At 41.2% G+C, this 23,331-nt stretch carries 21 protein-coding genes, 1 tRNA gene and 1 pseudogene; 18 read left to right on the forward strand and 5 right to left on the reverse strand.

What is annotated here, in order from left to right; translation table 11 throughout:
- Positions 1–184: 184 nt before the first annotated feature.
- Entirely contained in the window at positions 185–730 is a 546-nt protein-coding gene (locus MKZ10_RS02940; RefSeq protein ID WP_342507736.1) for a DUF5412 family protein, read from the forward strand.
- Between the two features lie 437 nt (positions 731–1,167).
- On the opposite strand, the pseudogene MKZ10_RS02945 reads toward MKZ10_RS02940, so the two are convergent.
- From MKZ10_RS02945 to MKZ10_RS02960, 4 genes and pseudogenes are all read right to left on the reverse strand, one after another.
- Positions 1,168–2,469: pseudogene (locus MKZ10_RS02945) on the reverse strand (IS3 family transposase).
- A gap of 335 nt (positions 2,470–2,804) precedes the next feature.
- Positions 2,805–3,896 (reverse strand): Ger(x)C family spore germination protein, encoded by a 1,092-nt coding sequence (locus tag MKZ10_RS02950; protein WP_342507738.1) that lies wholly within the window; start codon positions 3,894–3,896, stop codon positions 2,805–2,807.
- Positions 3,871–5,013, reverse strand: a complete 1,143-nt coding sequence (locus MKZ10_RS02955; protein WP_342507740.1) for a GerAB/ArcD/ProY family transporter — start codon at positions 5,011–5,013, stop codon at positions 3,871–3,873. Before MKZ10_RS02955 ends, MKZ10_RS02950 begins: the two co-directional genes overlap by 26 nt.
- Positions 5,014–5,017: 4 nt before the next feature.
- The gene (locus MKZ10_RS02960) at positions 5,018–6,493 is read right to left on the reverse strand and encodes a spore germination protein (RefSeq protein ID WP_342507742.1); all 1,476 of its coding nucleotides are present in this window, start codon (positions 6,491–6,493) and stop codon (positions 5,018–5,020) included.
- Between the two features lie 154 nt (positions 6,494–6,647).
- Here MKZ10_RS02960 and MKZ10_RS02965 point away from each other — a divergent pair, with 154 nt between their 5' ends.
- From MKZ10_RS02965 to MKZ10_RS02995, 7 genes are all read left to right on the forward strand, one after another.
- On the forward strand, positions 6,648–6,860 hold the full coding sequence (locus MKZ10_RS02965; protein WP_203248975.1) for a hypothetical protein: 213 nt from the start codon (positions 6,648–6,650) through the stop codon (positions 6,858–6,860).
- 368 nt (positions 6,861–7,228) lie between these two features.
- Positions 7,229–7,570 (forward strand): hypothetical protein, encoded by a 342-nt coding sequence (locus MKZ10_RS02970; RefSeq protein ID WP_203248976.1) that lies wholly within the window; start codon positions 7,229–7,231, stop codon positions 7,568–7,570.
- Between the two features lie 234 nt (positions 7,571–7,804).
- Positions 7,805–8,326 (forward strand): hypothetical protein, encoded by a 522-nt coding sequence (locus tag MKZ10_RS02975; RefSeq protein ID WP_203248977.1) that lies wholly within the window; start codon positions 7,805–7,807, stop codon positions 8,324–8,326.
- Between the two features lie 482 nt (positions 8,327–8,808).
- Entirely contained in the window at positions 8,809–9,105 is a 297-nt protein-coding gene (gene yabP, locus MKZ10_RS02980) for a sporulation protein YabP (RefSeq protein WP_203248978.1), read from the forward strand.
- The gene (gene yabQ / locus MKZ10_RS02985; RefSeq protein ID WP_203248979.1) at positions 9,102–9,569 is read left to right on the forward strand and encodes a spore cortex biosynthesis protein YabQ; all 468 of its coding nucleotides are present in this window, start codon (positions 9,102–9,104) and stop codon (positions 9,567–9,569) included. The genes yabP and yabQ overlap by 4 nt, the downstream gene beginning before the upstream one ends.
- Before the next feature lie 51 nt (positions 9,570–9,620).
- Positions 9,621–10,040: a septum formation initiator family protein gene (locus MKZ10_RS02990; protein WP_342507749.1), complete on the forward strand. Its 420-nt coding sequence runs from the start codon at positions 9,621–9,623 to the stop codon at positions 10,038–10,040.
- 245 nt (positions 10,041–10,285) lie between these two features.
- Positions 10,286–10,714 carry a S1 domain-containing RNA-binding protein gene (locus MKZ10_RS02995; RefSeq protein WP_342507751.1) on the forward strand — a complete coding sequence of 143 codons (429 nt, stop codon included), beginning with the start codon at positions 10,286–10,288 and terminating at the stop codon, positions 10,712–10,714.
- 138 nt (positions 10,715–10,852) lie between these two features.
- Here MKZ10_RS02995 and MKZ10_RS03000 read toward each other — a convergent pair.
- A tRNA-Met gene (locus MKZ10_RS03000) sits at positions 10,853–10,926 on the reverse strand.
- A gap of 202 nt (positions 10,927–11,128) precedes the next feature.
- Here MKZ10_RS03000 and MKZ10_RS03005 point away from each other — a divergent pair.
- The 10 genes from MKZ10_RS03005 (at position 11,129) to MKZ10_RS03050 (ending at position 23,329) form a co-directional block, all read left to right on the forward strand.
- On the forward strand, positions 11,129–13,528 hold the full coding sequence (locus MKZ10_RS03005) for a SpoIIE family protein phosphatase (protein WP_342507752.1): 2,400 nt from the start codon (positions 11,129–11,131) through the stop codon (positions 13,526–13,528).
- Between the two features lie 176 nt (positions 13,529–13,704).
- Positions 13,705–13,830: a hypothetical protein gene (locus MKZ10_RS03010; RefSeq protein WP_342507754.1), complete on the forward strand. Its 126-nt coding sequence runs from the start codon at positions 13,705–13,707 to the stop codon at positions 13,828–13,830.
- A 19-nt stretch (positions 13,831–13,849) separates the two neighbouring features.
- The gene (tilS, locus tag MKZ10_RS03015; RefSeq protein WP_342507756.1) at positions 13,850–15,253 is read left to right on the forward strand and encodes a tRNA lysidine(34) synthetase TilS; all 1,404 of its coding nucleotides are present in this window, start codon (positions 13,850–13,852) and stop codon (positions 15,251–15,253) included.
- Positions 15,254–15,279: 26 nt separating this feature from the next.
- Positions 15,280–15,822 (forward strand): hypoxanthine phosphoribosyltransferase, encoded by a 543-nt coding sequence (gene hpt, locus MKZ10_RS03020; RefSeq protein WP_342507758.1) that lies wholly within the window; start codon positions 15,280–15,282, stop codon positions 15,820–15,822.
- A gap of 109 nt (positions 15,823–15,931) precedes the next feature.
- The gene (gene ftsH, locus MKZ10_RS03025) at positions 15,932–17,959 is read left to right on the forward strand and encodes an ATP-dependent zinc metalloprotease FtsH (RefSeq protein ID WP_342507760.1); all 2,028 of its coding nucleotides are present in this window, start codon (positions 15,932–15,934) and stop codon (positions 17,957–17,959) included.
- A gap of 189 nt (positions 17,960–18,148) precedes the next feature.
- Positions 18,149–18,913, forward strand: coding sequence for a type III pantothenate kinase (locus MKZ10_RS03030; protein WP_342509981.1), 765 nt, complete (start codon positions 18,149–18,151; stop codon positions 18,911–18,913).
- 18 nt (positions 18,914–18,931) lie between these two features.
- Positions 18,932–19,819 (forward strand): Hsp33 family molecular chaperone HslO, encoded by an 888-nt coding sequence (hslO, locus tag MKZ10_RS03035; protein WP_342507762.1) that lies wholly within the window; start codon positions 18,932–18,934, stop codon positions 19,817–19,819.
- Positions 19,797–20,723, forward strand: a complete 927-nt coding sequence (locus tag MKZ10_RS03040) for a peptidyl-prolyl cis-trans isomerase (protein WP_342507764.1) — start codon at positions 19,797–19,799, stop codon at positions 20,721–20,723. The genes hslO and MKZ10_RS03040 overlap by 23 nt, the downstream gene beginning before the upstream one ends.
- 166 nt (positions 20,724–20,889) lie before the next feature.
- Positions 20,890–21,816 (forward strand): cysteine synthase A, encoded by a 927-nt coding sequence (cysK, locus tag MKZ10_RS03045; protein WP_342507766.1) that lies wholly within the window; start codon positions 20,890–20,892, stop codon positions 21,814–21,816.
- A 103-nt stretch (positions 21,817–21,919) separates the two neighbouring features.
- Positions 21,920–23,329: an anthranilate synthase component I family protein gene (locus tag MKZ10_RS03050; protein WP_342507768.1), complete on the forward strand. Its 1,410-nt coding sequence runs from the start codon at positions 21,920–21,922 to the stop codon at positions 23,327–23,329.
- Positions 23,330–23,331 lie beyond the last annotated feature (2 nt).

A 23,331-nucleotide genomic window follows, 5' to 3' on the forward strand; every position in this document is an offset into this window, starting at 1 on the left:
CGCGTGACTGTGGGGGTACGTAGCTTCTGACTCCCGGTGTTATGTCTACTAGAGGTGCATGCAACATATAAATCCGTTCAGCGTCGAATGAATTGTCGAACTAATGCGGCAGTTAAGTTTAATAGGAATGTTGCGCAAATTCTCTAAGGCAATGAACGTTTATTTATTAGAGAGGCGGGATAGTATGAGTTCTTTGGAAAAACGATATAACTTTTGGTCTCTTTATTTAATACTTATTTGTTTAAGAGTGGCATTCTATTCATTATATTCCAACATTAACAACACTTGGTTAATTTCACCGCCAAATTACATTCTCTTTATAATTAGTGTACTAGCCTTTATTTTAGGAATTAAAGGTCTTAAAGATAAGAGAAACTGGCGGATAAAAACAAGAAGTTGGTTAACGATAACCTTGTCGTCGATGTTATCTATCGCACTTTTTTTAGCGCTATCGTTTACATTCTTTTTTTCATCATTTGGAGCAAATGAACATATAAAGAGGGTGAGTTCTCCAGACAATAGCTTAATCATAGATTTCCATCGTTGGGACGCAGGAGCAGCGGGAACATTTGTGATAAGAGGAGAATTGAATGGACCACTTTGGTTTAAAAAGAGAATTTATTATGAAAAAAGAACTGAAAACATAAATGTTGAATGGAAAAGCAATAATAAAGTTTCGATTAACAATCATGTTTTGAAATTAAACGAAGGCGAAACTTTTGGATATTAATGTTTGTTAGCAACAATCTACTTAAATTAAGGGTGTGCTTTACTTGAAGAAAAACAGATTTGTAGCATTGACTGGAACCATATGCATATAAAAGGAGGAAACGACAAGTTGAAACTAATTTGTAAAGTATGTAATTTAGAAATTACAGAACCATTATCGGAATTAAAAGACCTGAATTTGATAAATAAAAAAGACGGTCATGATTATTAAAATGTACCCTTTGTAAAGGACATTTTAAAAAAAGTCCTTGTATAAGCTGAACTAAAGAATCTAACCAGCTGCTGATTTCCGTTCCGAGCGTACGCTTTCCGCGGGCACGGCCTCAGCCTCCTCGTCACTGCGTTCCTGCGGGGTCTTCGGCTCGCGCTGTTCCCGCTGGAGTCGCCGCTCTCCACTTCAATCAGCTGAAGTGAGTAAGAATCATACATTCAACATATTTAGGAAACTTGAAGAAGATGGTGTCTGTATTCTACAGTCGTCATCTTCTTTAAATTCCACTGACCTCGATAATGATTGTAGTAGGTCATATAACTCTTTATCTCTCGTTTTACATCTTCCAAAGCTTCACATGATTTCATATCTATTTCATCTTTAAAATGACCAAAGAATGATTCTTGGGGAGCGTTATCCCAACAGTTCCCACGACGTGACATTGACTGGCCTAAACCCATTTTCTTCACAAGCTTTTGGAAGTGGGGGCTAGTATAATGAACACCTTGATCTGAGTGGATGGATGAATGCACCAGCAGCTAGCTTTCTACCATTCTTCTTTAATTTCTTTATTGTATTTAGGGCGATATCTAGCGTTATTTTATCGGATGTTTCATAGGCTAGAATTTCATTGGTTTCCGCATCTTTGATGGTGGATAGATAGGCACGTTTTCCTTTCCCATAACTTAAATAGGTAATGTCCGTCAATAATACTTTTCCGGCAATCCCTTGCTTAAACTTGCGATTTAAAAGGTTTGGTAGTGTACGATGTTCCTTTGTTGCTTTTGCCATCCTACGATAAGGATTCGCTTTTCGAATCGGACATACGATATCAAATTTTTTCATAATACGATGAATTCGTTTTAAATTATATGTAATTTGATACTGGCGTTCTAATGTCATTTTTATCTGGCGAGCCCCCTTGGGACGACGTCGAAAATGAATGGCCTTTAAAATGATGGCTTTGACTGCTTCATCAGCTTGATGATTTGTTTGTCGTTTTTCCACTTCCTCATCTGAAAAATATCGATAATATCCCGAACGGGATACCCCTACTAATTGACAAAGGTAGCGTACCATTCGTTTTAAATCATGCTTTTCGATGACGGTGTGTATCAATTGGAATTGTCGTTCCTCTGTTAGTTTTACTTTTTCTTCCCCAACATCCTTTCTGCTAGTTCTATCTTTCTTAGTAGTTCATTTTCCGCACGCAGAAGGGCATTTTGCGCTTCTAATCTGGCATACTTTTCATCTAAACTTAATTCACGCTTCAAAGGACGTCCTGAATGATATTTACGTGTATCTTCTAGCCCAGATAGACCATTTTCTTTATAGGCTGCACGCCAGCGTTTCAAAGCTGATTTTGCTCGTTGAATCCCCACGATATCAATATCGAACCCCGCATCTTCAAAGATTCTCCGTGAACTTTTTCCTTCTTCAAATTCTTTAATAGCCATAGCTTTAAATTCATCTATATATGTAATTCCCCTTTCACTAACAGCCTTTACATAGGAATTTCTCCTCAGCATTTTTTGTTCTTAATCATTAAATAATTTCTTTGATATAAGTTCTGCTCCGCTCTATCTATATATGTTGGATTTATGTTTTTCTTGTAAACTCCAGCGAAGGCGCCTTACTGGGGTAGCCGAAGCAATAAGACTGACAGTGATCTTCTGTCTGGCTTATTGCGGGAGGCATCCCCAAGCGACAAGCGTTGTTGGTGGAATTCTTTATGTCAACATATAATCGTTGTTATTCCCATTATAAATAAAAGTACCCCATAAGAGAGACTTTTTTTAAGTGTCTATCTCATAGGGTACATTTTCTCAAGTGAGTGCGTTTTTTTCTTTTATTGTAATTAACTTTATGCGTTTGAATCCGTCAAAGGCTCAATATTAAACTGATAATCAATCTTAATGTCCATCTTCTCGAAAAGTTCAATCCATTTTTTTTCATCCATTGGTTTTGAGAATGGTTTTAATGTATGAATGCCTAGCTGTAATGGATCCACATTCAATTCTTGCATCTTTTTTACTAGTTCTTGTGTTTGTTTTTCAAGATTGGATTGGATATCTTTTTTTAAATCTTCTAAATCCTTCGGGTCAAATAATTGCTTTTCTCCCCGGTATTCTTCAATTCTTGAGTCTATATTCACTGTATAGGTCATTGTAGACAAGCTTTTATTGATATCCACTTTCGTTTTAGACCTAACATGACCTAGAACAACTTCTAATTCTGGGATCGGTAAAACTGCTAAGTAGTGATCGTTGTGTAACAGCTGGAAGATACGATCATCAAAAGTTGTTATTATTTCAACTAGTTTATCATTTTGAAACAGGGCTGTACCTTCATAGCTGATAGCGTCATTTTCTATTTTGAATACAGGTAAGAAAGGATCTGAATAAGGAGTATATAACAAATTTTTAAATTCATGTAGATTAACGACACTTAATTCTCCCTGATTTTTTTCCTCATAGTGCTTCAGCATTCGGTAAAAAGAGTAATCAAGATTTTCTTGTTTGTCCAATTGATTTTCCAAGTATTCTTCAAAATTTCCTTTTACGATAACTAAATAGATTCTCAAAGAAATATCCGGATCAGTCAATAACACATTAATAATGGACATAATCCCCTCGTTTCTTCCGAGGTCTTCATTAATTATCAGCATTCGCATTTGCCCAGATTTCATTTCCTGGTAGAAGTTTAAATTAAAACTCCTTAATCCCTCCTTTATTAAGCTTACTTCTTGCGTCATTACACTCTTTTTTTCTTTGCTTAGAGGAGGCAAAATCGTACTGATTTTTATTTTACCTTCATCCCCTTTACTAAGTGATAAAAATGTGACTGGAGTAAGCTCTTCAATAATATTATTTTCAGTAAAAGGGGCACATCCAGTTAACCATAATGCCATAAATATGATTGACAATTTTTTAGCCATCTTCTTTCGTAGTCTCATGTTTATTAACCCCCTTTATCTTCATCACTACGATAATAGTAATTGGAACCACTAAGTAACTTAAGCTTCCTGCTAAAATTTGAAGATTAAGTAAAATAACCTGCTTTTCATCTGACTTCCAAATCCATTCATTCACAAGAATCATTCCAATTAAAATAATGAATACACTGAATAAAAAGCCTACTCGACTGGGTGGTCTCTCCATTTTCCCATTAGCTATTTTAGATGCTCCATAAAACAACAGTAGAAAAATTGAAACCGCAAAGACGATGTTAAATAATTCCAAAGAAAGCATGACTATATCAATACGTTCAATTACTGGATTTTGAAAATAACGGGCCATAGTGACAATTGGAAATTGACTTTTGCTTAAATAATTGGAACCGAAATAGAATAAGGACGCCATATATAAGGATACATACTCTATAACGGTTAGAGCATTGCCATAAGACAAATAGCGAAATGTCTTATTATTTGTTTTAAACCACGGTCCCAAAAATACCAGAAATTCAGGCCCTGAAAATGAAGATAAAATTAAAAATATTCCTTTCCAGGAATTCACACTTAATTCCATTGGAATAATCGGATACAAATCACTGAGTTGAGCTATTGGAGGAAAGAAGAAAAAAGCAAAGAATAAGAACATCCAAAATGTACACAAAAATGAAATCACGACAAAACGTATAGTTTTTTCAACGCCCTTCCATGCTACATACAAACAAGACAACAGAATAAAAAAGATAAGCCAATTTGAATCTGTAGCTGGAAACAGAAATATTTGAACCATTTCCGAGAATCCTAACATAATCACGAAAAGTTTAAGCAGGATAAAGAACAACCCGATGAAGGAGAGGAGACGTACAAGTTTTTTTCCGAATAATTGGACAAATCCGTTGTATCCTTCGCTAGAAATCCGGGTTAAAAACCATTTGGATAAAAGAAGAAGGTTTAGTTGAGACAATATGCCGACCGCTATAATCACCCAAATCATATATGAATGGATCAAAAACCTTGGCATAATCAAAAAGAAGTAAAGCATTTGGAGGCGATTTACCATCAACATGACATAGAACCCATTATAGGTTTCATTCTTATTAAATAATTGAAGGGCTTCCATCAGTTCATCTCCTAGTTTGATATCTCTTCATCTTCAGCGGTTTAAGATGTTCTGGACGCTCCTTCATTTTGACTAAAGGCCCTCGAATGAATAGGTCAAGCCAATCTTTTCCGTAGAAAGGGGCAACAGGGGATAAATATGGCTGCTTGAGTGAAGACAAGCCATTAAGGTGGGCTAAAACGATAATCATTGCCAGAACAATCCCTACTATCCCAAGAAACGAAGAAAATACAAGAAAAATGAATTGAATCAATGAATTCGCCTTTGTCACAAGGTAATTAGGAAAAAGAAAGGATCCGATAGTTGAAATCCCTACCATGACAATTAACACCTTACTTGCCAAACCAGCCTCAACTGCTGCTTGACCAATTACAATGCCCCCAATAACCCCAAGCGTTTGACCAGTCTTTGTTGGCATCCTTAAACTTGCTTCTTTTATAATTTCAATAAAAATCAACATGATAAATGCTTCCCAAAAAGGAGTAAACGGAAGCTTGCTCCTTGACTCCACCAAGATGAAAAGTGTTTGTAAAGGAATCATTTGATAGTGATGAGTTGTTAAAGCCACGTAGAATGGGACCAATGTGATAGACAGAATAAAACTTACATATCGGATGATGCGCAAAAAACTGGCAACTACCCATCGATTAATATAATCCTCTGGTGATTGGAACAAATGAAAAATAGTAATTGGGGCAACGAGAGCAAAAGGTGTATTGTCTACCAGAATCGTAATTTTTCCTAATCCCAGAGAATAAGCAACAACATCAGGTCGGTCAGTTTGCTGAAACTGAGGAAAAATACTGTCTTGATGTCCCTCCATGAATTCCGCTACTTGAGAAGAATCAAAGAAGAGATCATAATTAATTTCCAAAATCTTCTTTTTGGCGGTTGAAACAAATTCTGGATTGGTCAGCCCTTCTATGTACAATAAGACCACATTTGTCTCACTTAAAGAACCAACGGTGAACTTCTCTGTTTTCAGATCATGTGTTGGAAGACGTCTACGAATGAGCGTAATATTTTGTTCTAGCTGTTCACTGAAGCTGTCTTTTGCTCCTAAAAGGATGGTTTCAGTATCGGATGGTTCAATTGCACGTCCAAGTGGATTTTTTAAAGGGATAGCGAACCAAAGGTTTGACGAAGAGTCAAATAACAAGACTGATCCTTTAAACAGCTGCTTTTTTGCCTCTTTAAAAGTGGAAATGGAGTTTATTGTTGAGTGAACATGGCATTCCTGAATGGATTGTTCGGAACAGTTAGATAAAGGTTTTACAATGCTTTCATTTAATTTTTCTTGGTCAATCAGGGTTCTTACGTAGATAAGTTCAACATTTTGATTTTCAGAAATGTTGATTTCCACAAATTCCGCATCATCCATTTGAACGAGGGCTTTTTTTAGAGCCTCTATTGATAATTCTGATTCTGCGTTTGATTGAGAAACAGGCTTATTTTCATTTGATTGTTTTTTCCAAAACATGTACATCCCTCACCTCTAAATGTAAAAAAGCATTTTTGGAAGAACGGTAAAATTCCATATTAATTCCATTGTTAGCTTTTTAAGTTTAAAATATACGAAACTAAATTAATAAGATGCAGAGGCACACCCTTACCTTCTTAACAGGAGGGATTATATGTTAAAAAGGATATTGATTATTAATGGAATACTTATAGTGGGAATAGCATCATTTAGCATGTTAAATAAGCATTCAGAAGTTGATACTCCCGTTGCGAATAAGGATGAACCAGAACCTTTATCTACTAAAGAACAAGAATTACAATTTTCTGCATTGAATACGGTAACTGAAAAAAATATGAGAAATATAGGGATTTGGAGTTTACAGTAAGTTCGAACTTGGAGATAGAATTGAAGGTAAAAGTTAAAGAGAATAAAGAATATTTTAATTCAGTAAAAAAGGATGTTGAGTCCATTGCAAAAAATGTAATTAAATCCGTTGTTGACATAGATATAAGCACGTATTCGGAAATATAAATACTGAGTATCAAAAAACCATTATCATTCAAACATCAATAAAAGGTTCAGATAAAGATGCACATAGTTAGCAATGGAAATTGTAGAGACAGTGAATGAAATCCTACATTCTAACACGCGTGTTGATTATCTAGTTTCTACCAATAAATAACTACAAAAAAGAGAGACCCTCTTGTACAATGTAAGTTACCACACCAACATTGACGAAACGAGGAATCTCTCATGAACAAGAATACCACGTCCCACACACTGATTCAAAAATTTCTTTCAGAAGCAGAGCTACAGGCTATTTTAACGGAGTTTAACTATACAGATACAGCCCGAAAATGCACGGTTTCTACAGTCATTTCATATTTGATTAGTGCTGCAACAAATGAATGGAAGAGCCTCCGTCACGCAGCCGATGTGGGTCCAAGTATAGGACTTATTTCTGTGGATCATTCATCACTGTCAAAGCATATGAAAACGTTAGATTACGCGATTATGAAACGTATTTTCGAAGTCATTGTTTGCGGCTATGATTGCCTATGTTTTACTGAAATTTATTCATGTACAAGGAAGTAAGGTAAAGCACATAAAACCCTTATCATTTGCAGGTTTTACACGCATGTTTCTTTGTGATGAGCTGCCAATTGAGTGGCGTATTAGTTTGAATGAAACCATAGATTTTCAATGGAGGATAAATCAATTGAACACTGTATAATTTTGGTTAATCAACACGCGTGATAAATTTACATAGTTTCCGATTGTGTGTGGATCACGATTGGCCGACTAGACACTGGACGAACTCGAAGCGTTTTGGCAATTAGCAAAGCAAGTGTGCATATAGACCTGTTTACGGTCACAGAACACACATATATCGAAAAGGATTTCATGAAAGTCCTCTTCGATCCAAACAATAAATTAGAGAAATTCAAACAAAACCAGAATCTGAAATTATCCGATAATGAGTTTCAGGATGCTGTCGACGATGTTGCATGGTTCCTTTTTCAATATAAGAAATCGTCTGCTCGGGGCAATGATATTTGGTTAGTAAGTATGCTCCACCATGTCATGACGCATTTATCAAGAGTGTTACTTCACAGGTACAATCCGGACAGGGCACAATTGGGAATGAAAACAATTGAGACATCACTTCCAGAAGGCGTCGTCCGTGTCATTAATCAGGTCTTTAAGAATATGACACCCCAAAAACATAAACATGCAGCTCAGCTTATATGTGAACTGTTATCCAATGAAACTGAATGGGTTTTATCTTGCGTTGCAGACCCAGTTAAAATTAAACCATTGTGGGAACGAATGGTCTCTTCCTTCTGCTAAAACAAAACTACCCCTATTAATTGGATTTTTTTTAGTTGAAGATGTTCAATCATAGCCCTGAAAGCGTCATGGTAAGATACCTTGATATTATCCAGGATGACATGGATGTAGCACATTTATTGTTACGATGTTGATTTTCGGTTTTGAGAGAGGGGCTGGTAGCATTTGTAAAGCTGCAATTTTGGTTGCTGAAGCCTTCCCTATCTACTAGTGTTTCCATTTGTGATTTTAAAAAAGTAAAGAAGGAATACATCGTACAAAGTGCCAGAGTCCCCGAAATTACATCTTCGGGGACTTACACTCTTTATAGAAAGCCCTCTATTCTTTATTTTCCAATCTCTTCTCTCGGGTATATTAAACAAGTAAAAAGTTCATCAATCGATATGAACTTAACCAACATGACAGAGAAATTCTCCTGTCATGTTTTTTTAGTCCTTAGCATAAGATGACTGTGAACATACAAGCGAAGGGGGAAGCATCATATGCAATTCCAGACGGACAGTCCTACGTACACAATCCCATCAGGTGATCATGTTGTGACAATGCGCAACAGAAAGAGGATGGATCTCACATCAGTAAAATCAATCGATCGCTTCGATCAAGAAGAATTTTTGATTCGGACATCGCAAGGATTGCTGCAAATACGCGGAGAGGAACTGCGCATCGTCCATCTCGATGTCGATAAAGGACTTCTCACATTGGAAGGCACGGTTGCCACCATCCAATATGACGAAGAAGAAGCAGGTTCGCGGAACTTCCTCCATAAATTGTTTGGATGAGTCTATCCGTTCAGTTTCTTAGTCTACTTGCAATGATTGGGACAGGTATTGTTGCCGGGGCATTCATGGATATGATTGGGACTGGAACTGCGCATGCCGGAAAGAAGTCATTCATTAGAAGGCGTGCGGTATGGTTTGAGGTCATTGGCTGGTTTGTTGTCGGATGCGGGACATTTTATGTCCTTTTTCTTGTTCGGGACGGGGCATGGCGAATGTATGACCCGTTTGCGCAGATTAGTGGACTGCTATTGTATGCTAGTTTATTTTATAAGCCATGCCGTTTGCTCGGGAGAATCATCTTGATGATTTTCATCAAACCGTTATGGTTCATTATTCGGTTGGTTATGTCGATTATCCAGCAAGTCTTTCGTATGATAATTAAGATTGTCGTGTTTCTTTTCACCCCATTCGTGAAGCTATTCCGCATCATTTCGAGAAACCTCTTTAATAAGAGGAAGAAATGATATATAATCGATAGACTAACGATGGTGATGTGATGAGAGGACGTGCGGGACTTGGAACAAAAGCAGCAGAGAAAATCGCCGGCAACGGTTGCAACGATTCAAACTGAATATGTCCGTTCCCTGCAACAGAAAGAAAATCGAAAAAATGCAAGGAAAGTAAGGTTATATCGCAGGTTGACGGTGTTTGCCATTATCGTAGCTGTTACCTTTGGCGGTTTAATACAAATGCAAATCAAACAAAAGCAGGTTTTGGCGGTAAAGGAGCAGCAGCGGAAGGATGTGCTTGCGCAGCTTGAAGTCGTACAAGAAGAACAAGAAATGTTGAATAGACAGCTTGTTAAATTGGATGACGATAATTATATTGCGAAGCTTGCGCGGAAAGAATATTTTTTGTCTGAAAATAACGAGATTATTTTCTCCGTGCCAGAAAATAAGAAGAAAAACGATAAAAAAGACGACGGAAAAGAGTAGTCTTATTGACACTCTTTTTTTGTTGGCTATAATAGAGAGTAGGGATTCTGTATTTTAACTTGAATTAGCGGAACCCCCGCTAACTCAAATTAAGCCTCCGGCAGATGTCAGGGATTTTTAATTGTGCGAGCACAATTAAAAATCCCGACGCAATTACACCGAGGCGTAATTGATAGGATCATTAATACGGTTGCAAGGCTTCTAAAAAGGAGCCCGCTTAAATTCTAAGGAGGAGCATTTTTTTTATGTCAATTGAAGTAGGCAGCAAGTTACAGGGTAAAATAACAGGAATCACAAACTTCGGAGCGTTTGTTGAGCTACCGAGCGGTTCGACAGGTCTTGTCCATATTAGTGAAGTGGCAGACAACTATGTCAAAGACATTAACGAACATTTAAAAGTAGGCGACATGGTTGAAGTGAAAGTGATGAATGTCGGAACAGATGGCAAGATTGGGTTGTCGATTCGTAAAGCGAAGCCTGAGTCTGAGCAACGTCCAGAACGTCCGCAGCGCCCTCAACGTCCTCGTCAAGGTGGTCGTCCTAGCCCGGTTGAACGCCCAGAAAATTTTGAAACGAAGATGGCTAAGTTCATGAAAGATAGTGAAGAACGCCTCTCGACTTTGAAGAGAGCGACAGAATCGAAACGCGGTGGCCGCGGCGCAAGAAGAGGGTAACTTGCTAGCTGTTTCAATTCAATAAAAAATGTACATCATATATAAAAGCGACAGACAATGGGAATATCCCGATGTCTGTCGCTTTTTTAGATATGAAGCCAACGTCTAGCTCCAACAAGCATTATGCCTTCTTCAGTATGGCGGCAGAGGGGATCGAACCCCCGACCTTACGGGTATGAACCGTACGCTCTAGCCAGCTGAGCTACGCCGCCGTGATTGTGTGATTGTATCTTCTTCAAGAACAACAATATTCATATTACATCCGAACTATCATAGTGTCAAGCCATCGTAGGAAAAAAGAAAAATAGTTCGTAACAAGTCGAAACATTTTATTTTCTAGTCGTCACGAACAGACAATTTCCTGCCGTTTCCATATGTATACTGGGAGCATAGTAGACATAGGGGGAATGGGAAATGAAATTGATAGACAGTATGACACGTCCGGTAGGTCAGCCAATTCGTATGTATATAGGAATGCTTGGAAAGCACAAAATAGACATACTCGTTGCAACCTTATTTTTGTTTGGCTCCTTTTTCTTGTCGCAAGCTGTGTTATTTGATGCAGCTGTGCCCTTTTTCCTGCCTGTCTGGGCGCTAGCACGAGCGCGCTTTAAAAAATATCTCGTGTGGGTTTTTATTGGTGGTATGGCAGGAAGTGCATTTTTAGGTGTGGGACAGGCAGTTATTCAGCTATTATTGCTTGCTCTATTCAATGCAGTCGTCAGATACCCGTTCTTCCGAAAATCAATACCGTTAACGGTAGCTGGCTGTATCATCATTGTACAAGTATCATGGCAGTTTGTTATGTATGTAGGGCAACCGCCTGTTAATATCCAATTATCTATTGGCTTTGAAGCAGTACTGGCATTAATCATGACCTTTTTTCTGTTTATCGCGTTTCCACCCGCGGATCGAATCTTTTTTGGCAAGTGGACGCCAGAACGGCTCGCTGCTGCTTGTTTAGTTGGGGCGATGGCGACAACGGGGATGAGTGGGCTTATGCTTGGGCATGTATCTGTGGCTGGAACACTCATTCATCTCACGATCTTGCTTTCCGCTTTAATCGGGGGGCTACCATTTGCAACAACGATTGCGATGATTATCGCTGCGATTATTGGAATAGCGGAGTTATCATTTACCGGTATGATGGCTGTGTATGGGATGACAGGCTTTGTCGCAGGTGCGCTCAGTCGCTTTGGCAAAATCGGGATTGCTATAGGGGGAGTGTCTGTATCACTCTTTTTCCTTCTCTATGATTTGACGTTACCGTTAGATAGCTCACATTTTGTCACAATTGGTATCGCGACGCTTCTTTTTTTATTGATTCCATCGCAAAAGCTAGGGGCTGTTCGTCGTGTCTTCTATCCAGAAAATCAGGAATCTACGGAAAAACGTCAAAAGTGGTTGGCGGAGCGTTTGGACGAACAGTTGGCAGATTTCCAGCAGTTCTCCGAATTCATGTCAACGCTTGTTGGCGGACGATTTTCCTCCAGAGGGAATCAAGAAGAACCGATTCCCCAAGTGATCCCTAAAACGTGTGCGTCTTGTTTTCGTTATGCAAAATGCTGGGAATCGGCGGATGACGATATGGCTAGGCTGCTGTATGAATGGGAATCGACGTACTCTCCGACGAAAAAAGCCACGCGTCACCGCGTTGAAGATAAGATAAAGTATAAATGTATTCGGTTTAACGGACTTGTAACAGAACTTGAGGAGCAGGCGACGACACGTTTATTGACAGGACAGCTTCAGCATGGTCGGAAAATGCTAGCACTTCAATTGCGGGATATGAGCACGCATTTGGATAAGATTATGAATGAAGTGAAAGAGGATTTATCGGTGTACAAGCCAGCGGAGGACGAGCTGGCTAAGCGACTTCAAGAGAAAAACATTGAGTATTTTCAAATAGATATTATATCGGGTGAACGGGGAGCACGTCGTATTGTTTGTTGTATACCGGAAAAAAGATCGGATTTTGAAACAGATACGACTGTCGCGGAACGACTTATTTTACCGGTTCTTGAAGAAATGTACGATGAGCCATTTCAAGTCACAAGATCGATTGTGCAGCAGCAACCATTTCCACATATTCAACTAACATTTGGTTCGGCAGTCCGTTTTGCACTGGATTATGGGGTTGTCGCAACGGCGGGTAGTGAGTCATTTCAAGCGGGAGATGCCTATGAGGTATTTCCAATTCACGACGGACTTACGGCTGTTTTGCTGTCGGATGGCATGGGTCAGGATTTGAACGCTTACCGGGAGAGTCGTAAGGTGATTCGATTAATGCGTGAATGCTTGGATCGTAAAATGGATCCAGAAACGGCGATGCATACGCTACATTATATGATGTCATTGAATGGGTTGGATGATATGTATGCAACGCTTGACTTGGCGTTGATTGATTTACAAGATGGTCGGCTTTGGTCGTGGAAGGCTGGTTCTATGAGCACATATATTAAGCGAGGCGATGACTTTTTAAGATTGGATAGCGAGTCTGTCCCCGTTGGATTTCTCCCTTCCTTTTCTGTTGAAGCAAAAAATGAACAGTTGAAGGCAGGGGACATAGTTTTAATGATGACGGATGGAATGTTTAATGGAGAGATTGCGCTTGAAAAGCAAGAGAGAGTTTTGTATGGAACGCTCGACAAATACGAAGAGTTCGATTGTGATAAAATCGCGGATCGCATTATCAGTGAAATGGAGCGCAAGTTTGGTGTGGTGACGGATGATCGTACGGTGCTGGTGTTGAAGATTGACCATGTTCTTCCAAAGTGGTCCAGCTTCACGCCCTATTCACAAATTATTTCTTGAAAAAGGTATGCGATAGGCATACCCTCGCTTCGCATAACTTGAAGTGAGGGTATTCTAGGGGTAAAATTTAACTTGAATCAGCAAATACATTTGCTGATTCAAGTTAAGCCTCCGACGTACATGACGTGGCGTTTTTGTCGGCCGGCGGATGTCAAGGATTTTGAGGGGAGTTAATTGTGAATCGAACAGCAAAGGGTTCGATTTGCCGTGTTTCTGCGTTTTTTGCAGAAATTAAGGCACTTAGACAGGCACAATTCAAAATTCCGACGCAATTACGCCGGGGCGTAATTGATGAAATGTAATGAATGAGGTGCTTATGCAATGGATACATTTAAACAATCGATTTTCCGATTTATTAAGGAATGGTCATTGATTGTGCCAGGAAATCGTGTTCTTGTTGCGTGTTCAGGTGGTGTCGATTCGGTTGCGCTGTTACATTTCATGGCCACGTACCGGGATAGAATGGGCATTGAAGTGGCTGCGATTCACGTCGATCATATGCTGCGGGGAGAGGAATCGGCAGCAGATGGACTTTTTGTTGAAGAATTATGTAAAGGGCTTGGAATTTCGTTTTTTGGTGGTCATGTCCCTGTTCCTGAATTATTGGAACAGGAAGGTGGCAATGTACAAGCGGTGTGTCGCGACGGAAGATATGCTTTATTTGCGGAGGTCATGCAACAGCAAGGTTACACTGTCCTAGTAACTGCGCATCATGCGGAAGACCAGTTAGAGACAGTCTTGATGCAAGTAGCGAAAGGGGGGCAACCGTCTGGTATGCCTGTGAAACGAGACGTCGATGGCGGCATTGTCATTCGTCCCCTTCTTTCTGTTATGAAAGCAGAGCTTTACTTATATGTTGAAGAGCATGCTTTGCAATACCGTGAAGACCCGAGTAATGAAAGTGATGCCTATATGCGCAACCGCTATCGCCATCATATCGTCCCGTTTATGCTACGTGAAAACGCCGCAGCTGCTAAAAATGCAGTGAAAATGACCGGCTTGCTTCAGCAAGATGAAGAACTACTCGAAATGTTAGCAGTGGAACAGTTTGAAAGAATCGTTGAATTCACAGTAGAAGGACTCCCCGTCGTTGAAAGTGATGCTTTTTCCGATATGCACCTTGCTTTACAAAGAAGGGTGATTACACTACTATTAAAGTATCTTTATGATGGGGAAAGTGTACCCGTTGAATACAATTCCGCGCTTATTAGCCAGCTATTACACCACATCACATCGCAGGATGGAACTGTATCCATCGACCTTCCACGTGGTTACCGATTTATACGGGCATATAGTAAGCTGATGTTTGTTCGAGAAGTATTGCTCGAGGAAATAGCGATGGAGCGAGTATTTCCACAAGGTAGCTGGACTCGTTGGGGGCATGAAGTAGAGCTTTACTGGAATACGGTGGATGATAGTCATGCAGAATTATTCATAGGCGCAGCCGACATAATGTATTTTGATCTGCCCGATGCGGCTTTTCCTTTACGTATTAGACAAAGAGAAGCTGGAGATCGTATTGTGTTACCAGGTATGAGCCATTCGAAGCGTTTATCTCGGCTATTTATCGATGACAAAGTGGGATTAGCTGAACGTGATCGCTTACCAATCATTGTCACAGCGCAAGGAGAAGTTTGTGCGATTCCGGGGTTGCGTTATGGTGTGGCCTTTTCGCGCAACAAGACAAAGCAGAGTCATTACATAGTTCTTACGAGAAAGTGCTAATCGACTTAGATGGAGGAGGAATTTCGATGTTGGAGAAAGATATCGAAGAAGTCTTAATAACAGAACAACAGATTGAAGAGAAAATCCATGAGCTTGGCGCTACATTAACTGAGGAATACCAAGATAAGTTTCCACTTGCGATTGGTGTGCTCAAAGGAGCCCTACCTTTCATGAGCGATCTTATCAAGCGCGTAGATGCATACATTGAACTCGATTTCATGGATGTATCGAGCTATGGCAATGCAACGGTTTCATCAGGCGAAGTGAAAATCGTCAAAGATTTGAATACAAGTGTCGAAGGGCGCGACGTGCTAATCATTGAGGATATTATTGACAGTGGGAAAACGTTAAGTTATCTCGTTGAGCTGATGAAATATAGAAAAGCAAACTCCATTAAAATTGTTACGCTACTGGATAAGCCTACCGGGCGGAAGGTAGATTTGAAGGCGGACTATGTTGGTTTTATTGTGCCAGACGCATTCGTCGTTGGTTACGGATTGGATTACGCAGAAAAATACAGAAACTTACCTTATATCGGCGTGTTGAAAAAAGAAATCTATTCTTTTTAAACTCACCGGGAAACTAACTCCCGAATAAGGCATTTTCTTTGTAGGTTGAATCAGACCTATGATAAGATTTACACTAGTTTTCTGTTTGAATGAAATGAGGAGGCTTGGGATGAATCGAATACTTCGATACTTTCTATTATATGGACTAATTTTCCTAGCGATTATGGGGATATTTAGTTCACTAAACAAAACAAATCCGAAGATGCAGGAACTTCGGTACGATCAATTTATAACATCTTTAGAAAAAGGGGAAGTAAAGTCATTATCTTTACAACCGCTTGCGAATGTTCTTGAGGTTAAAGGCGTTATGGAAGGCTATGAAAAAGGCGAATCATACGTTGTAAAAGTCTTGGATGGTGTGGATATTCAAGAGGAAATAAAAGCATTAGCAACAGAAACGAAGACAGAAATAACCGTTCTGCCTGCGCCAACAACAAGCGCATGGGTATCCTTCTTTACGGGTCTAGTACCGTTCATCATCATCTTCATCTTATTCTTCTTCTTGTTGAATCAAGCGCAAGGTGGCGGCGGTGGCCGTGTGATGAATTTCGGTAAAAGTAAAGCGAAGTTGCATACGGACGATAAGAAAAAAGTTCGTTTCACAGATGTGGCAGGAGCAGACGAAGAAAAAGCGGAGCTTGTGGAAGTTGTTGACTTCCTGAAAGATTCACGTAAATTCGTTGAAGTTGGTGCGCGTATTCCAAAAGGGATTCTACTTGTAGGACCTCCAGGTACGGGTAAAACATTGTTGGCACGTGCAGTTGCAGGGGAAGCGGGAGTACCATTCTTCTCCATCTCAGGTTCTGATTTCGTAGAAATGTTTGTAGGTGTCGGGGCATCCCGTGTTCGTGACCTATTTGAAAACGCGAAAAAGAATGCACCATGTATCATTTTCATCGATGAAATCGACGCGGTTGGTCGCCAACGTGGCGCTGGTCTCGGCGGTGGACACGATGAGCGTGAACAAACATTGAATCAGCTGCTTGTTGAAATGGATGGTTTTGGCGAAAATGAGGGCATTATCATCGTGGCGGCAACAAACCGTCCGGATATTCTTGACCCAGCACTTCTTCGTCCAGGTCGTTTTGACCGTCAAATCACAGTTGGTCGTCCGGATGTTAAAGGAAGAGAAGCTGTACTTAAGGTGCATGCACGTAATAAGCCGTTTGACGATACTGTCAACTTGAAGGCACTTGCACAACGTACACCAGGATTTTCTGGTGCGGATCTTGAAAACTTGCTAAACGAAGCAGCGCTTGTCGCAGCAAGACGTAGCAAATTGAAAATTGATATGGCAGATATCGATGAGGCGACAGACCGTGTTATTGCAGGACCTGCGAAAACGAGTCGCGTTATATCGGAAAAAGAACGCAATATCGTAGCCTTCCACGAGGCGGGTCACGTCGTTGTTGGATTAACGCTTGACGATGCGGAAATTGTCCATAAAGTAACAATCGTTCCACGCGGACAGGCGGGCGGTTATGCTGTCATGCTACCAAAAGAGGATCGTTATTTCATGACAAAACCAGAACTTTTGGATAAAATTTCAGGACTTCTTGGTGGTCGCGTAGCAGAAGAAATCGTTCTTGGTGAAGTTTCAACAGGGGCTCATAATGACTTCCAGCGTGCAACAGGTATCGCACGTTCGATGGTTACGGAGTACGGGATGAGTGATAAGCTAGGACCGATGCAGTTTGGTCAATCACAAGGCGGGCAAGTGTTCCTTGGACGTGACTTTAACTCTGAGCAAAACTATTCTGAGTCGATTGCATATGAGATTGACCAAGAGATGCAACGCATTATCAAAGAACAATATGCACGTACAAAAGAAATTCTTACAGAAAAACGTGAATTGCTTGATTTGATTGCAACAACGCTTAAGGAAGTTGAAACACTCGATGCTGAGCAGATTAATCATTTAAAAGATCATGGTACATTGCCTGATCGTCCGTATGGTCGTTATGGCTTGGACAATTTAGATGAAGATGTTAAGAGTGTTGATATTTTGAAAAAAGAAGATGAGGGAGTTATCTCTGATTCGACTGGAGCGGCAAAGGATCCATCTATTGGTGATTTGCCGAAGGAGTCTGAGTCAGTAGAATTACTTGATCCGATTGACGAGAAACGTCAAGATTGAGTGATGAATAAAAGCTGATTGCTTCTTTTGAAGCAGTCGGCTTTTTTCACGTCTAGTCTCCGGGCGCCAGATGCTCGGGTCATGAGCAGGACGGGCTGTTACATCTAAGCAGGCGCCCTCCGCTTTTGTTCATCCAATAGTCTGTGGTATGATGTGGTGGAAAACATCGAAGTTAGCGAGGAAACCATTATGATTTTAGTGTTGGATACTGGGAATACCAATATTGTCCTTGGGGTCTACGAGCAAGGGCAGCTTAAACATCATTGGCGTATGGAAACGTACAGACATAAGACGGAGGACGAGTATGCGATGCAAGTTAAATCGCTGTTTTCTCACGTTGGTCTCACTTTTGGGGATGTGACAGGCATTATCATTTCGTCGGTTGTGCCACCCGTAATGTTTCCGCTTGAACAGATGTGTAGAAAGTATTTTAATCAAAAACCGTTGATTGTAGGTCCAGGAGTGAAGACGGGCTTGAATATTAAGTATGAAAATCCGCGTGAGGTAGGTGCGGACCGGATTGTAAATGCTGTCGCTGCCATTCACGAATATAGCTATCCGCTAGTCGTTGTTGATTTTGGGACAGCGACTACCTATTGCTACGTCAATGAAAAAGGTGAGTATATGGGCGGTGCAATTGCTCCGGGTATAGGTATCTCAATGGAGGCCCTATTTGACCGAGCCTCTAAATTGCCACGTATTGAACTGACAAAGCCGGACCATGTTATAGGGAAAAATACGGTTGCAGCTATGCAAGCGGGGATTGTCTATGGTTATGTTGGACAAGTTGAGGGAATCGTTGCGCGTATGAAAGCACAAAGTAAGGTAGAGCCGACGGTGATTGCGACAGGTGGTCTTGCTGATTTAATCGCAAGTGAAACGAAAGTTATTGATGTTGTCGATAACTTCCTGACGTTAAAAGGGCTTCATTTAATTTATGAACGAAACATGTAAAAGGAGTCGAGAGTGTAAATGAAGGATTATTTAGTAAAAGCATTAGCGTTTGATGGGACAATTCGCGCGTACGCAGTTCGTTCGACAGAGACTGTGGCTGAAGTACAACGTCGTCATGGGATTTGGCCGACAGCAACAGCTGCTTTGGGTCGCTCCATGACTGCGGCTGTGATGATGGGAGCAATGGTAAAAGGTGAAGATAAACTAACGATTAAAATTGAGGGCGGTGGCCCGATTGGTTCAATGATTATTGATGCGAATGCGCATGGGGAAGTTCGTGGTTATGCAACGCATCCACAAACTCATTTTGATTTGAATGACCAAGGGAAACTAGATGTAAGACGTGCGGTTGGAACGGAAGGCATGTTGACGGTCGTCAAAGACCTTGGCTTGCGTGATTTCTTTACGGGTCAAGTACCAATCGTTTCTGGTGAAATTGCGGAAGACTTTACCGAGTACTTTGTTGTTTCGGAACAGGTACCCTCAGCAGTGGGACTTGGCGTTCTTGTGAATCCTGATAATACGGCGAAAGCGGCTGGAGGGTTTATTATTCAAGTGATGCCGGGGGCGACGGACGAAACAATTGGGGAATTGGAAGAACGTATTGCTAATGTCGAGCCGATTTCTAAACTGATTGACCGTGGTCTAACACCGGAGGAAATACTTGGCGAAGTGCTCGGTACAGAAAACGTGGAAATACTGGATCGAATGGATGTTGCGTTTACATGTAATTGTTCAAAGGAACGATTTGGTGATGCGATTATCGGTCTTGGAGAGCAAGAAATTCGCGAGATGATTGCTGAGGATGGAAAAGCGGAAGCGCACTGCCATTTCTGTCTAGAGACGTATGTGTATCCAAAGGAAGAGTTGGAAGGCTTTATCAGTGAAATACAGTCGGAATCCTAAATCGGAACCGGCTAGTTCGCAAAAGCGCAAACTAAAGACGAAGCCGCTCCTTCTGTTAATAGGTATCCTCTTTGCTTTTAATATTTTGTGGTTCATTGGCTGGCTGATACCCGATCAGAAGCCTAAGCAAACGGGTGAGGAAGTGGCGTCGGTTGCTGGCGAGCCGATCACAAGAGAACAATGGATGACCGCGATGGAAAAAGAAGTAGGGCGTGAAACTCTGCTGGAGCTTGTCAATAACAAGGTAATGGAAGTCGCCGCAAAGCGATATGAAATTGACGTATCCGACCAGGAAATCGACCTCGAAGTAGCGCTCATTCGCTCGGTGGATGGCCGCTCCTATACAGGTTTAGACATGGAGAAGAGGCGTCAAAAAATCCGCGCCAATCTCATCCTTGAAAAAGTTCTGACGAAGGACATCGTCGTTGAGGATGCCGAGATTGAGAAGCATTATGACGAAAATGCTTCCCTTTATAATATTTCAACCGCCTATCGAACAGCTATCATCGTTGTTCCGACGCATGATGAAGCAAAGCAAGCCGTGGAAGAGCTATCGAAAGGGTCGAGCTTCGATATGCTAGCGAAAGAGCGTTCAACGGATCTTGCTTCTGCAAGTCTTGGTGGAGACATTGGTTATGTGAACAAATCGACGAATGCTATCGATAAGGAAATTGTACAGGTTGCAGTCGATATGAAAAGTTCCACGACGAGTGGGGTTATTGCTTTGAGTGACGGTACGTTTGCGATTATTCATGTAAGTGAAGTGGTAGAAGGTCAGTCATTTACATTGAATGAGGTAAACGATCATATTAGACGTGAGCTTGCATTGGAGCAACTTCCGCAGTCTGTGAACCCAGAGGCATTTTGGAGCGAGTTTGATGCAGAGTGGTTTTATAGTAAATAACAAAACTGTTCAGAAGCTGATTATAATCGGTACATCTGAACAGTTTTTTTGTACCAAGGGTAGCGGTAAAATAAATGTAGAGAATCATTTGACAACGAGCATAATATGGTAGTATCATTAATTAAACAAAGCATATCAAAATAGTAGGGATTGGGAGAGGATAAGGATGACGTTAGTTGGAAACTCTGTTGCGGACTTGGTTGGAAAGACACCACTTGTTAAATTGAATAGATTGACAGGGCCGGAGGATGCAGAAGTCTATTTGAAACTGGAGTACTTCAATCCGGGTTCTAGTGTGAAAGACCGTATTGCACTTGCGATGATTGAAGCGGCTGAAAAGTCTGGAGACCTCAAAGAAGGTGGCACGATTATTGAGCCGACAAGTGGTAACACGGGAATTGGTCTTGCGATGATTGCAGCTGCAAAAGGTTATAAAGCCGTGCTAGTCATGCCGGATACGATGAGTACGGAACGTCGTAATTTGTTGCGTGCATATGGTGCAGATCTTATTTTGACGCCAGGTGCTGAAGGAATGAAGGGCGCCATTGCTAAGGCGGATGAATTAGCGAAAGAAAATGGCTGGTACGTTCCACAGCAATTTAATAATGAAGCAAATCCAGAAGTACACCGTTTAACAACGGGTCCTGAAATTGCAGATGCACTTGATCGTGTCGATGCGTTTGTTTCTGGCATTGGAACAGGCGGTACGATTACAGGCGCAGGAAGTGTCCTGAAAGAACGTTTCCCTGATGTGAAAATTATTGCGGTTGAACCGACAGACTCAGCTATTCTATCTGGTGGAAAACCAGGACCGCATAAAATTCAAGGAATTGGTGCAGGGTTTGTTCCAGAAGTGTTGGATACAAAAATCTATGATGAAATTGCTTTGGTCACGAATGACGAGGCGTATGATACAGCAAGACGTGCAGCGCGTGAAGAAGGAATTCTAGGTGGGGTTTCATCTGGAGCAGCCATTTTCGTAGCACTGCAAGCGGCGAAGAAGCTAGGTAAAGGGAAGAAAGTTGTGGCGATTCTTCCATCGAACGGTGAGCGCTATTTGAGTACACCACTTTATCAATTCGACGAAGAGTAATAGCGCGGAAGAAGGGGCCTTATAAGCTCCTTCTTTTTTTGTGGCGTAAAATGCCTTTCGCGAGGTAAGATGAAGATACTAATTGTTAGCAGGGGGAATAAGGATGCAAGGACGACAACCAGTATATACAACGGCGGAAATGACGAAAGAACAATTTTTCTACGCGTATAAAGAGTTGGCGCATCAGAATGAGCGCCATCTACTACTTGAAAGTGGACGGAGCGGTGCGTTATGTATGGCTGGAATTGATCCGCTTGTGACATTGCAAACACTTGAGGGTGATAAATTAAAACTTACTTGGCGTGATGGTAAGGAAGAAGTGCGTCAAGGGGAGCCGTTGGCATTATTGAACGATTTTGCTCAATCATTCGAAATGGATACAGTTTCGGCGCTGTCGGATTTTCAAGGCGGATTAATGGGTTTCATCAGTTATGATTATGCGCGTCGCTATGAACCGATTCAGGTAGATACGGTAGATGATTTGGAGACACCTGATCTCTATTTCTATTTATTTGATCGTTGGGCGGTATTGGATATGCAAACGGAAACTGCTTATTTCATAGCACTACCGAATCGTGATTTGGATGTTGTAGAGGTGAAAGATGAATGGTTAGCTGCAGCTTCGGAAGGGTTGAAAAAACAAGTTTTCGTACCTGGAAGAGCGACAGAAGTTTCTTCGGCGTCTGATGATCTTGCGGTAGCTGTAACGGGACCGCAATTTGAACAGATGGTACGTGATGTGCAAAGTTATATTGCGAGTGGAGACGTTGTGCAAGTAAATCTATCTGTACGACAATCGAAACCGTTGGCGGCGCACCCGCTTGACATGTATGAGGCGCTTCGTTCATTCAACCCATCGCCTTATATGGCGTCAATTGGTGCGCCGGAATTTGCAGTCGTTTCAGGTTCGCCTGAGCTGTTGTTGAAAAAACGTGGGGAAGAACTGAGCACGCGACCGATTGGTGGGACGAGACCTAGAGGGATGAATGACGAGGAAGATGCTGCACTGAAGGCGGAGTTATTGTCGAATGATAAAGAGACCGGCGAGCATATTATGCTAGTTGACTTGGAAAAGGAAGATTTTGAGCGTGTTTGTGCACCCGGTACAGTAGAAACGGATGAGTTCATGGTCGTGGAAAAATATTCGCACGTTATGCACTTAGTATCGAATGTTCGGGGGACTGCGACGCAAGGTATATCCAATGCGGATATTATTAAAGGTGTTTTCCCAGGCGGTTCCATTACAGGTTCGCCTAAATTGCGGACGATGGAAATTATCGAGGAATTGGAGCCGACACGTAGAGGTCTATATACTGGGTCGATTGGGTGGATTGGTTTTAATGGGGATATGGAATTAAATATTGTTATTCGTACGGCTTACATCAAAGACGGGATCACACATATTCAGGCAGGGGCAGGTTTGGTCGCTGATTCAGTGCCTGAAGCCGAGTATATCGAGTCGTTGAATAAAGCGAAAGCGTTATGGCAAGCAAAGGCGATGGCGGAAAACTGACA

Origin of the sequence: Sporosarcina sp. FSL K6-2383 (assembly GCF_038618305.1) — a bacterium.
Lineage (GTDB): Bacteria > Bacillota > Bacilli > Bacillales_A > Planococcaceae > Sporosarcina.